The 11,940-nt window shown below is 62.0% G+C and carries 10 protein-coding genes; 6 read left to right on the top strand and 4 right to left on the bottom strand.

Translation table 11 applies throughout. The features are described from left to right. Positions 1-24 precede the first annotated feature (24 nt). The 3 genes from H2170_18125 to H2170_18135 all read right to left on the bottom strand — a co-directional run bounded on the left by H2170_18125 (position 25) and on the right by H2170_18135 (position 2,207). Positions 25-729, bottom strand: coding sequence for a hypothetical protein (locus H2170_18125; protein ID MCS6301992.1), 705 nt, complete (start codon positions 727-729; stop codon positions 25-27). Between the two features lie 39 nt (positions 730-768). Further along, on the bottom strand, positions 769-1,422 hold the full coding sequence (locus H2170_18130; protein ID MCS6301993.1) for a hypothetical protein: 654 nt from the start codon (positions 1,420-1,422) through the stop codon (positions 769-771). 119 nt (positions 1,423-1,541) lie between these two features. Next, positions 1,542-2,207 (bottom strand): PEP-CTERM sorting domain-containing protein, encoded by a 666-nt coding sequence (locus tag H2170_18135; GenBank protein MCS6301994.1) that lies wholly within the window; start codon positions 2,205-2,207, stop codon positions 1,542-1,544. A 161-nt stretch (positions 2,208-2,368) separates the two neighbouring features. Between H2170_18135 and H2170_18140 the strand changes: the two genes are divergently transcribed. Next, positions 2,369-3,385, top strand: a complete 1,017-nt coding sequence (locus H2170_18140) for a LacI family DNA-binding transcriptional regulator (GenBank protein MCS6301995.1) — start codon at positions 2,369-2,371, stop codon at positions 3,383-3,385. A gap of 868 nt (positions 3,386-4,253) precedes the next feature. On the opposite strand, the gene H2170_18145 is transcribed toward H2170_18140, so the two are convergent. After that, a complete protein-coding gene (locus tag H2170_18145) occupies positions 4,254-5,462 on the bottom strand; it encodes a glycosidase (protein ID MCS6301996.1) in 1,209 nt (402 codons plus the stop codon). An 87-nt stretch (positions 5,463-5,549) separates the two neighbouring features. On the opposite strand from H2170_18145, the gene H2170_18150 reads away from it, so the two are divergent. The 5 genes from H2170_18150 (at position 5,550) to H2170_18170 (ending at position 11,940) form a co-directional block, all read left to right on the top strand. After that, positions 5,550-6,731: a substrate-binding domain-containing protein gene (locus H2170_18150; protein ID MCS6301997.1), complete on the top strand. Its 1,182-nt coding sequence runs from the start codon at positions 5,550-5,552 to the stop codon at positions 6,729-6,731. Between the two features lie 634 nt (positions 6,732-7,365). Then, positions 7,366-7,545, top strand: coding sequence for a hypothetical protein (locus H2170_18155; GenBank protein ID MCS6301998.1), 180 nt, complete (start codon positions 7,366-7,368; stop codon positions 7,543-7,545). A 175-nt stretch (positions 7,546-7,720) separates the two neighbouring features. After that, positions 7,721-8,536 carry a DNA damage-inducible protein D gene (gene dinD, locus H2170_18160; protein MCS6301999.1) on the top strand — a complete coding sequence of 272 codons (816 nt, stop codon included), beginning with the start codon at positions 7,721-7,723 and terminating at the stop codon, positions 8,534-8,536. 444 nt (positions 8,537-8,980) lie between these two features. Next, positions 8,981-10,492 (top strand): TIGR02677 family protein, encoded by a 1,512-nt coding sequence (locus H2170_18165; protein MCS6302000.1) that lies wholly within the window; start codon positions 8,981-8,983, stop codon positions 10,490-10,492. 209 nt (positions 10,493-10,701) lie between these two features. Then, positions 10,702-11,940, top strand: coding sequence for a TIGR02678 family protein (locus tag H2170_18170; GenBank protein ID MCS6302001.1), 1,239 nt, complete (start codon positions 10,702-10,704; stop codon positions 11,938-11,940).

Genomic DNA, 11,940 nt, shown 5'->3' on the forward strand with positions numbered 1-11,940 from the left:
GTCGGGCCAGGGAAAAACGGTGACTCAACGCTCCGCGCCGAGGGTGAGATCGTCGAGGGAGATGCTATCGCCGGGAGTCCAGGCGGAGGGTGCGGCGATGCGCCACTCGATCTTGAGGCGCAGACGACGGCCTTGGAGCGTGCGGGCGACCGCGATGAACTCATCGATCGCTTTCGCCGGAAGCTGGTCGCCCCGGACGGCGTATTTTTCGAAGCGGCCGGAGCCGGTGGTCTCAGGCAGCTCCAAATAGGCGCGGGCTTCGAGCTCCTCGAAACCGGAGGGCATGGCCCAGCCCAGCAGGCATTGCACGGATTGACCGGTGGGGACGCGAATCGCGAACGCGAGGCGCAACGCCCAGAGATCGCCTGCGCGGAGGGATGCCCCCGTGTGTTCGAGGAACACGATCGGCCCGGCGGTGACGCTGTAGAATTCGACTTGGTCGGAACCCTCGACCGGCGTAATCAGCAAGGCTACGCCACCCTTCTCGCCGGCACCCGGGCGCACGGCGATTTGAATCACACCGCCCTTGGACCAGGCGTTGAAACGTCCATCAAGCAGAGAGGTAAATGTGGTGCCCGTTGGCGGCGGGTAGAGCGCCTCCTGCGCCGGCACCGCATCAAAATTCTCTGCATAGAGCCGGGTGGTTTCAGCTGATGCAGTTACTGACAGCGCTAGAGCAAGGCCGAGCCAAGGCGTCACCCGAAAGGCGACGGCGAAGAAACTGGACATGGGGAAAGCGGCGAACGGGGTAACTCGTTGAAGCGAGGCTTAGTTCGAGGCGTTTTCAAAGCCGACGTTGTCGAGTTGGAAGGCGTCCGTTTCCTGCCAGGCGGAGAATTCGGCGAGGTAGAATGCGATATCTATATCGGCTGTCTCCGATTGGTTGATGTTCTCGACGAAGCGGGTGATTTCCTCGGGCTTGGCTTTGGACAGCGGGAGACGCACGGTGGTCCACTTAGGCGTGAGTGTGATGGTGCTCAGATCAATGCGGGACGGCCAGGCATCCTTATGCGTGGTTTGCAAGGTGGTGAGAATTTTGAGCGGCTGATCGCCGCGGATGTCGAAGACGAGGACGAGATCCTTCACCTGCTCGGCAGTCACGCTGCCCTTGATTAAACCGGGGACGGCGTGCTGGAGTTTGGCGAAAGCAAAATTGGTGCCGGCGCGGGCCACCGCGACCATGATGCCGCCGGTGCCGTCCTTGCCCAACGCTTCCCCGTAGGTAATGGCCACGGCTCCGTCGCCGGACCAGCCGGAGAGACGGCCGCGGAGGTGATCCCTCCAATCGTCTTTGGGCGGGAAGGTGTAGGTTCTCCCGTTGGGCTCCTCGAAGGTTTCACTAACTAGGGGAGTGGCGGCAAACGAGACGAGGGGCGAAAGCGCCGGGATCAATACGCAGATACGGAGGAGGGAGGTATTCATTTTGTGGAGTTAAGGAAACGTGGAGTATAGGGGGAAATTAGCAGCGCACCGGGGCGGTGGCGACAAGGGCGGGGGTGGAAGGCGGGCGGGGGTAGGGAGGCGGGCCGAAGGCCCGTGGTTTAGGCGCGGCGGCGGCGCAGGGTGGCGAGGCCGATGGCCGCAATGCCGACGAAGGCGGCGAAGGTGGAGGGCTCAGGGATGGCGGATGCGGAGAGCTGCACGTTGTCGATGCGGTAGGTAGCCGATGACGCAAAAAAGTCCGTGGCACCGATGCGGATGGTATTACCATTGTCGCCGGACACAGCGGTGTAGGCCACGCTGTAGGTCTGGAACGCACCCGCAGTCAGGTCATTGACAGCCACGAAACTTTCCCCTCCGGCGATAAAGGCGGTGTTAGCATTATTGATAAACCCGAACTGAAAGCCGTCTGTGGTGGGGCCGGCTCCCGTCGGTTTACCGATATCGAAAGAGAGGGTGTAGGTGCGCCCGGTTTCAAAGGTCGCCGCTGTGAGCTGAGCGATGTTTCCACCTATGTAGAAAGCATTGGTGCCCGACAAGCCCGAGGTAAACGCTGCGGAAACGTCGTCCACCGAACCGTAGGTTCCCAAACCGATGGGAAAGGAATTGGCCTGCCATCCTATGACGCTACTGGTGGTGCCTCCGGAGTAACCGCTGTTGGCCTCGAAGCTCGGGTTGGTGATGCTGATGGACTGGGCCGAGGCGGAAGCGAGGCCGAGCATGAGGGCGAGGCCGGCGGTGGTGAGATGTGGCATGTAGTTTTTCATAGGAAAAATAAGTACGAGGGGCGTGCGGAGTGATTTTAGAGCGGTGCTGACCGTGATCAGCAAAAAGCCGATCCCGGCTTCGGCGCACAAACGCGGCGGGAACTTTATGTTAAGGATTTTGTGCGCTTGTCGTCCCTACACGGGCTGTGCAGCGTGTCGGCGTGCAACGCGTCAGTATTACCCAAATTGCTTCCGATCTCGGTGTTTCCGCGATGTCGGTGTCCGTGGCGTTGCGGGGTAAGCCGGGCGTGTCGGAAAAATTGCGCGCACGGATACTCGCCCGGGCGGAGGAGCTGGGGTATCGACCCGATCCGGTGGCCTCCGAGTTAATGTCGATGGTGCGGGCCCAGCAGCGGGCGAAGGGCGTGGAGACAATCGCGTTCATCAACACGTTCGCCGAGCCGGCGTTGTTTGCACGGATCCCGGGTTTGATCGACTTCTTGCACGGGGCACAGGCGCGCGCGGTCGATTACGGCTACCACGTGGAGCAGTTCGATGCTGGGCAGCGCGGGCTGAGCGGCCGTCGGCTGGCGGAAATTTTAAAGGCGCGCGGCGTGCGCGGTTTGTTGGTGGGGCCGCGCTGGCGCACGGAGCCGGACATCGATTTCCCGTGGAAAGATTTTAGCGTTATGCTGGTCGGCGAGTCCAAATACGGGCCGAATCTCCATCGGGTGTGTAATCATCAAATGCATAGCTGCACCACGTTGCTCACTGCACTCGTGGCGCGCGGCTACCGCCGGATCGGCCTCGCCTTGGTGAAGGAGGATGAGGTGAATCACGGTTACGGCTACTTGCTCGGGCTGGAGCAGTTCCGGCTGAGCGCACCGAACGAGGTGCAGGTCGAAACCTGGCTTTATCAGGACTATGACGAAGGGGCGTTTAGCCAGTGGGTCTCGGATCGTGGGCTGGACGCAGTCGTGTCGCTGCCGGTTCAACCGGGTGAGCTCGTGCCCCAGTTGCGAACGGCAACAGGCGAGGCGGTCGGTTATGCGAATCTGAACGTTGTCGTAGGCTCGAAATATTCAGGTATCAATCAGTTCGCGCCGGAAATTGGAGCGGTAGCGGTCGATATGCTGCGCAGCTTGTTGTTAAGCGGTGAGCGCGGAATGGCCCCTCGACCGCATATCGTGCTAGTCGAGGGCATGTGGGTAGACGGGGAGACGACACGGGGAATCTGACGACGCAAAGTTAACGCCAAGACTCATCCTAGTAGGCAGTAACCTTCGAGTTGTCGGATGCAGCATGGCAGTTTTGCCATGTAGCGTTGGCCGTCTCGGCCAAGGTTTGAGACGGCGGACTTGGCCGGGGACGGCCAACACTACAACCGGAAATGCCACACCCAGGGCAGTTTGGCCGCGAGAGTACGCAAGGAGCGCAAAGAACAAGACCTGTGTTTTTATGCGTTCTTTCGCGGCTTAAAGATCGATGTTTGGCGTTGATTTTAAGGGGTATCTGGATGCGACACTTTAAATGTTACCACCTATTAGTAGGCAGTAACCTTCGAGTTGTCGGATGCAGCATGGCAGTTTTGCCGTGTAGCGTTGGCCGTCTCGGCCAAGGTTTGAGACGGCGGAATTGGCCGGGGACGGCCAACACTACAACCGGAAATGCCACACCCAGGGCAGTTTGGCCGCGAGAGTACGCAAGGAGCGCAAAGAACAAGCCATGTATTTTTATGCATTCCCTGCGTTCTTTTGCGGCAAAAGGATCGAAGTAGTTCGTTGATTTTGCAGTACCGGCAGATGCGACACTTTGAATGTTACTACCTACTAGCCAACGTTGGAGCTTTTGAAGGGGTGGATTTAACCCAGTTCATCCTTTTTAGCCGACGCTCGGGTTGAAGGTTTTCAATCGGCCGCTGCCAACGATCTCCAAGGTAGCGCGGTGCTTTAGCCCGCAGGATGGAATCGCATTCTTCGCTGTATCGCCGATGCGGGCTGAAGCACCGCGCTACTTTGGATTCAGCAATGCTCAAACCGCTCCTGTTCTAAGCCGAAGAGTGCTCCCGTTGGCGATTAGGCAACGGGATCACTTGGGGTATCGTTTTTAGGCGCCCAGGGCGGCGTCGAGGACCGGGTTGAGTCCGCGCAGGGTTTGGTTGCGGTCGATCAATTCGAGGCGTTGGCGAACGCTTTCGTGGGTCCGCAGGCCGTCCGCAGGCGTGCCGTGCACGTAGGCGAGGAGCTGCTTGATCGAGGTCGTGCCGACGTGCAGGCGGGTGTCGCTCGAAGCATAGTAGAGCAGGACCGAGCCGTCGTTGCGGGCGATCAGGCCGTTGGAGAACAGGACATTTGAGACGTCGCCTACGCGCTCAGCTCCAAACGGTGCGAGAAAATACCCGCCCGGAGCCGCGATGATACGGGTGGGGTCCTCAAGATCGGTGAGGAAGGCGTAGAGCACATAACGCATGCCCGCTGCACAACCGCGCACCGCGTGGGCGATGTGCAACCAGCCTTCGCTGGTTTTGATCGGGGCTGCGCCAGCACCGACTTTCCCCTCTTTGATGGTGTGGTAGGTTTGTTTATCGAGAGTCGGCTGCTCGCCGATCACGCAGGGCGACATCGAGTCGGCCAGCGCCCAGCAAAGACGCCCTTCCGCGCCGGCGTGCATGAAAAACTCCATCGGGCGGGTGTAGAGGAAGTATTTCCCGTTTACGAACTCGGGGTGCAGGACAACATTGCGCTGCTGTTTGGAGGGGCTTTTCAGGTCTGGCAGGCGTTCCCAGGTCTCGAGGTCACGGGTGCGCACAATACCACAGTTGGCGGTGGCTGCGGAGATACTGTCGCTCTTGGTATCCGGGTCCTGGCGTTCGGTGCAAAAAAGGCCGTAGATCCACCCATCCGCGTGGCGGGTCAGGCGCATGTCGTAGAGATTGGTTTCGGCGGGATCGCCGTCCGGGATCTGCAGCGGACGGGCGCGGAAGCGGAAGCCGTCAATACCGGTGTCGCTTTCAGCCAAGGCGAAGAAACTTTTGCGATCAGCGCCTTCGATGCGCACGACGAGGACGATCTTTCCCTCGTACTCGATCGCACCGGCGTTAAAGGTGGCGTTAACCCCGAGTTGTTCGACCAGCAGCGGGTTGGTGCTTTCGTTCAAATCGTAGCGCCACGACAGCGGAATGTGTTCGCGGGTGATGACCGGGTGTTGGCGGCGCTGGAGCACGCCGTTGTCGGTTTCGAGGTCGGGCGGATTAACGCGCGATAGGTGGTTGTGGTGGCGGTCGACGAGTTGCTGGAGGGTGTAGAGGTGGTTCATTGAGGTGTGGGTTTTGACTCCATCAGCGTAACGTATCGGCGAAGATTTATCGTTGCCTGAAACGACATTTTTTTTGTCATTTCAGCCATGCCCCAATTGGTCGCTCCTTATCCGGTGCAAGTGCTTGTTGATCCGGCGCTGCAATATTTCCGTGAGGCGGCCCTGGGGGCACGGCACTACGGATTCGAGACCGGTCGCCTGAGTTTTGTTGACGCCTGGTTACCCCATGAATTGCGGGGTGATCTGCGCGCGCTCGCTAGGCGGGATGGAATCTGTGGCGTGGTGGCCCCCCTGCACACGCCGTCGGAAGCCGCACGATTTGCACGGCTGGGCCTGCCGGTGGTTAACATCTCCAACGCCGTGATTCACCCGCAAATCCCGGTGGTAACGCAGGATGACGAAGGCGCGGGGCGTATCGCCGCCCTGCATTTGATCGAATGCGGTTGCCGAGCGTTCGGATTCTGGGGGCATCCAGGCAAACCGTATTCGGCCGCACGCTTGAAGGGGTTTCGCGACACATTGAAGCGTGCTGCTCCGGGCGCTTCGCTGAGCATCGGCGGCGGCGGGGAGCGAGGCATGCCGGATTGGTTACGGGCGTTACCACAACCGGCCGGGGTGTTTACGGTGCTGGATAGCTATGCGCTTTCGTTGATGCGGGCTGCGCGTTCACTGGGGCGACGAGTGCCTGATGACGTCGCTGTTTTGGGTGCCGGTAACGACCACTTCTGGGTGGATTTTGAGAGTATTCCCCTTTCGAGCGTTCGGTTGCCGGCTTGGAATATCGGTTACGAGGCGGCGCGCTTGTTGGCTGATTTGATCGCTGCAAAGAAAACAAGCCACGCTGGGGTGCGTTTGCCCGTTGTAGACGTGGCGGCGCGACAATCCACGGCGGTGCGTTTTGTGGAGGACGCTGCGGTGGCGCGTGCGGTGGACTACATTCGTGCCCATGCTCACGAAAACCCTTACGTTAAAGACGTGGCGCGGGCAGTCGGATTGTCGCGCACCTCCCTCGGCGCTCGTTTCCAACAAAGTCTAGGCCGGACTTTACTCACGGAAATTCAGTTAGCGCGGATCGAGCTGGCCAAGCGCCTTTTGCGCGACAGTGACACTCGGTTAACCGAGATTGCCGAGCGGTGCGGTTTCCCGAATTCGCAACGGTTCAGTGTGCTGTTTCGCCAGCGGACAGGGCAGTCTCCGCGGGCTTGGCGTAAGTTTGCGCAGGCTGTCGGCGGTAGCGCTCTGTCTTCGGCTGGGGCCGGCGGGTTGTAAGCCTTAGCGCATGGTCGAGACGGCGAAGACCGTGAGGCCAACGGGCGTGTCGGAGAAGGGGCCGGCGAGTCTGGTCCAACTCAGGTACCTGAAACCCGGTTATGGGGCCGTTCGTTGAATACGTCACGAATGAGTACTCAGTCTGGCCAAACATGCGAAAGAGGAGTTGGATAGGCCTTCAGGACGCAACCCTCTCGCGCCTTGCTGGAGATCACACAGTGATGCCGGACCGGACTGTCGAAAAAGGGGCGGGTAGAGTGCCAATAAAGGCCTTGATTCGTCCTAACCACACCGATGGCCCAATTGCTACCGCTCGGAATCAGTGCCCGAATGCACCACTCTCGCTCGCGGCGTCTTGCTGAAGCTCACCACGGAGGGTGGTTTTCTTGCTGGCGCTCAAAATCTCGGCCCGAACCGGGAAATCCACCTCGATTATGGGCCGAAAAACGGCTCTTAACGCTCAATTCGGCTGCCCGAAGCGCTCGTTTTACAATCCCAACGACATGTCTGTCGTTTTGCGCAATTTTCCGACCAAGAGTCGGCGACTTGTTTCCGAAAACTAAGGTCAGTTTAATGCTTCCAACTTGCCGGATTACAACTCGCCGACGCGGTCGCCTCCGGACTCTACGCTGCGGTGACTCCCAACCGCTTCGGCGACGTGGAAGACCGCTATGCCCGCCTGCTTCACCCCACCTTCCGCCGACACAAAGGGGCGGTGCTCGGTTTCGGCCTCAAATTCTGGCCCGACGACCTCGCAGTCGTGAAAACCAAAAGCCCGCACTTGGCGGGCCTTTCGGACTGGATTGGAAAATGATGCAGATCCCAGGTTCGAGATGCCACCCGTGCGGGCTGCCACCGTTGCCGGCGACCTCTACAAGTCCTGCGCTTATCTGCGTAGGCCAACGAGCCGCCACCCCGGCCGCCTGTCAAACCAGGAGTCGTTTTACTGCCACTAACCACGCCATATCCCTTTCAGGAGGAAATGCACCATGAGCCACGAAATCACCCCGTTTGAATCCATTCGCCGGACCAACCCGGCGGGCAACGAATTCTGGTCGAGCCGCGACTTCGCCAAAGTTCTCGGCTATGCCGACTATCGTAATTTCCTGTCCGTCATAGAGGCTGCCCGCACCGCCTGCTTCAACAGCGGCCAGCGGGTGGATGACCATTTCGTTGAGGTCACCGAAATGGTCGAGATTGGCAGTGGTGCTCAACGCCGCCTGAAAACCGTGATGATGTCGCGGTATGCGTGTTACCTCGCCATCCAGAACGCCGACCCGTCCAAGGAAATAGTTGCCCAAGGCCAAACCTACTTCGCCATCCAGACCCGGCGGCAGGAGCTTTCCGACGAGCAAGTGGAAACGCAGCGCCGCCTCGCCATCCGTGCCGAGCTACGCACCCACAACGGCCAGCTTGCCGACGCCGCCAAAGATGCCGGCGTAATCGCACCCCTGGACTATGCCATCTTCCAAAACCATGGTTACATGGGTCTCTATGGTGGACTCGACGCGCAAGACACCCACCGCCGGAAAGGGCTAAAAAAGGGCGAGCAAATCCTCGACCACATGGGCAGCACCGAGCTGGCGGCCAACCTCTTCCGAGCCACCCAAGCCGAGGAGAAACTCCGCCGGGAAAAGATCACCGGGAAAGACAAAGCCAACCAAGCCCACCGCGAAGTGGGAGCAAAGGTTCGCCAGACGATCAAAGAACTGGGTGGCACGATGCCGGAGGCGTTACCCCCGGCCGAAAGCATCAAGAAGCTGGAGACCCGGCACCGCAAAGCGCTCAAGCAATCGCCGAAGTAAGAGCTCACTGCCAAAGACTGAAAACGCCGATTAGGTTTCCACAAGGTTGCTAAAACCGTTGGGTTCAGTCTCTTTTGTAAGCCGGTGACTGCACTTACTGGAACAACCTAGCCCGTTAACCATTAATTATGTGCACGTTTTACGGCGACTTGGCCAAAGTGGCCCGTGTCGGTTCAAATCCGGCACCTCCACCACTTTTCTCCTCCGGAGAGCCGTTTTTTGTCCTTGGGCACTCAAAGTTAGCCTCAAGCTAACGTTTGATGTCTTTTGCGGCGGGGGGCATAATTCGACGCCGCAACGTTCGCACTTCCCTTCGCCGTCATTTTACGGTGGCCGCCCAGTCGGACTCCGGTTTGGCTGCGGGCCGCGTGACCTCTTTTTGCTGCCTTAACCCCTTTACCTGCTGCGGCATCTCGCCGCACGCCTAGCCTGCGATTCCTGTCGATGTCCGCGCCCGATTCGCCCCCCTTAACGTATTCGGTTTTCGCGCACCTCAACGTCGAGAAAACCGGCCTCTACCGCGCGGTCCTGGGCGTCTTCGTCGCCGAACGCGCCCGTTTCGTTATCTCACTGCGCCCCTCCGAGATTTACGCTCTCCTTCCCTCTGCCACCCCGACCGAGATCGACCAGGTCCTCCCGCAACTGCGCGCTTGGGGCAATCTCGACGACTCACCGGATAGTGCCGAGGCCGCCACCATCGAGGAGTTTTACCAGCGCCGTCGGCTCTACCAACTGAGCGCCGCCGGCGAGGCCGCCGAGCAAGCCCTGACGGTCTTCGGCGACTACCTGCTCCGCCCCGGCGAACTCCAGACCACCGCCCTGCACGACATTGCCGAGTTGCTCGACGCGCTTCTGCCGCGCCTCGCCGATAGCCCGCCCGACGACGCCAAGCTCCTTCAACTGCTCTCCAGTCTCGTCGCTCGTTTTGAGCAGCTCACCTCCCGCGCCCAAACCTTTATGCGCGGACTGCAGAGCACGGTTGAACTTCACGGCATCTCCGTCGAGGCCTTCCTCGCCTACAAGGAGCGGCTGATCGACTACCTTGAAAAATTCATCGGCGAACTGGTCGTCGCCACCAGCCGCATCGCCGAGGCCATCCTGCGCTTGGAAGGCTGCGGGCTCGACCTCGCCTTCGTCGCCTGCGCGCGCCGCGAACTGGCCGACGCCCTTGCCCCAGCGCCCGAGGCCTTTGCCGAGGCCGAGACGCGTTGGCGCGACCGCTGGGCCGGACTGCGGCGCTGGTTCATCGCTGGCGAAACACCCTCCCAGGCCGAGCTGCTGCGCGCCCGCGCCCGCTCCGCCATCCCCGCCCTGCTCACCGCCGTCTCCCAGATCAACGACCGCCGCGCCTCCCGCGCCGACCGCGCGGCCGATTTCCTTTCCCTCGCCCGCTGGTTCGCCGAGGCCCCCGACGACGGCGCCTGCCACCGGCTCTGGCGCACCGCCTTCGCCCTCACTCCGGCCCGCCACCTGAGGATCAACTCCGAAACCCTAGCCGAACGCTCCGCCCGCGCAGAAACCCCGCGTACCAGCTGGCTGCAAGGCGCGCCCGTCTGGTTGTCGCCCCGGCTGCGCCAGAGTGGTCGCAACGCCCCGCGCGGCGTCGCCTCCATTACCATCGATCGCACCGCTGAAAAAGCCCACCTGCTCGCCCTCGCCCGCGAGCAAGCCGAGCAAATCGAGCGCGCCCGCCGCGTGCTCACCGCCGCCGGCCGCCGTCGTCTCGCCGACCTCGGCCCGTTCGGCGACGCCTCTTTTCGCCTGTTTCTCGACCTGCTTGGCCACGCCCTCAGCCAACGCCCAGATCGCACCGGCCCGATCGATATCGAGTCCGCCGACGGCACCCTGCGCATTCGTCTCGAGCCAGTGCCTGCTGGCGAGACTGCTACCCTCGCCACTGCCGACGGTGAGTTCACCGGCACCGATCACTGGATCACTATCGAGCCGGTTCATTAACTGCCGCCCTGTATCCTCGCTCTGTCTACAGCCTCCGCCCTGCCGCACTTCGATCGCCGAACCTTCGCCTTGCCCACGTGACCCCGCCTCCTTCTTCCGCCGTCCCGCCGCCCGCGCCACCGGCTGGGTTTAGCCCACCGTCCGCTGTCCCGGCCACGGCTCCAGCGGCGTTGCCAGGCCCCTCGCGACGCACCGCCCGCCGTGCCCGGCTGGCTCGGTTGCGAGAGGAGTCCGAACCGCTCGAAGCTGAGGAGCGCCGCACCGCACTGCGCGCCCTGTTGCAACGCCCGTTGCTCATCCCCGACGGCCCCACCGCCGAGGCGTTCACCTTGGTGCGCCGCCATCGCAAATGGCTCGCCGATTGGTTTGCCCACCACGTCGATTGGTCGCTGGTCGTCACCGCCGAAGCCGCCCGGTTGCGTAAGTTGCCAGCCACCACCACCGACGCCACCCGCCCGGCTCTCGACCCGCGCAGCGAGGAGCCGTTTAACCGCATTCGTTACCTCCTCTTCTGCCTGGCCGTGTCCGTGCTCGAACGCGGCGACCGCCAGACCACCCTCGGCCGACTCGCCGAAAACATCGCCCTCGCGCTCGCCGCCGACCCGGCCTTCGCCGCTCACGGCGTGCTCTGGTCGCTCGACGAGCCCGCCGGCCGCCGCGATTTCGTGCACACTCTGCGGCTGCTGGTCGCGCTCGGGGTTCTGCGCCGTATCCAGGGTGACGAGGAACAACTGCTGCGCGACCGCAGTTCCGACGCCCTCTACAACATCAACCGTCCCGTCCTCGCGCTCCTGCTGGCCGTCCGCCGCAGTCCCTCGTTGGTCGCCGACGAAGGCTTCGACGAACGTCTTGTCGCCCTTCTCGACCAGCCCCGCCCCGACACCCCCGACGCGCGCAACCGCGCCCTGCGCACCGGCCTCGCCGCCCGGCTGCTCGACGATCCGGTGCTGTATTACGCGGGCCTCGACGAAGAGGCCCGCGCCTACCTCGACCGCCAGCGCCCCTTTTTGCTCGGTCCGCTCACCGAGGCCACCGGCCTGCACGCCGAGGTTCGCGCCGAGGGCCTGGCCCTGGTCGATCTCGATGGCGATTGCTCCGATGCCGGCCTTCCCGAGGAAGGCACCGAGGGCCACCTCACGTTGCTCTTGGCCACTTGGCTCGCCGATCGTCTCCGCGCCGGGGATACCACTGCGCTCACCACCGAAACGCTTCGCCAGAAAACCGCCCGCCTCATCCGCCAGCACCGGCACCACTGGCGCAAAGAGGTCGCCCAACGCGGGGCCGAGGGCCCTCTGTGCGAGCTCGTACTCAATCGCCTCGCCGGCCTCGCCCTGATCGAACGGGTAGGGGACAGCCTGCGCCCGCTGCCCGCGCTGGGCCGTTTCGCCCTGCGCGCCTCCGCCGAAAACGCCCCGGCAACCGACGACACCGCCGAACTTAACTTTTAA

The organism is Opitutus sp., from assembly GCA_024998815.1.
Lineage (GTDB): Bacteria > Verrucomicrobiota > Verrucomicrobiia > Opitutales > Opitutaceae > Rariglobus.

Coding starts and splice junctions, on each gene's coding strand:
- H2170_18150 (MCS6301997.1), top strand. CDS start 5,550: ATGCCCCAATTGGTCGCTCCTTATCCGGTGCAAGTGCTTGTTGATCCG.
- H2170_18165 (MCS6302000.1), top strand. CDS start 8,981: ATGTCCGCGCCCGATTCGCCCCCCTTAACGTATTCGGTTTTCGCGCAC.
- H2170_18135 (MCS6301994.1), bottom strand. CDS start 2,207: ATGAAAAACTACATGCCACATCTCACCACCGCCGGCCTCGCCCTCATG.
- H2170_18130 (MCS6301993.1), bottom strand. CDS start 1,422: ATGAATACCTCCCTCCTCCGTATCTGCGTATTGATCCCGGCGCTTTCG.
- dinD (MCS6301999.1), top strand. CDS start 7,721: ATGAGCCACGAAATCACCCCGTTTGAATCCATTCGCCGGACCAACCCG.
- H2170_18125 (MCS6301992.1), bottom strand. CDS start 729: ATGTCCAGTTTCTTCGCCGTCGCCTTTCGGGTGACGCCTTGGCTCGGC.
- H2170_18145 (MCS6301996.1), bottom strand. CDS start 5,462: ATGAACCACCTCTACACCCTCCAGCAACTCGTCGACCGCCACCACAAC.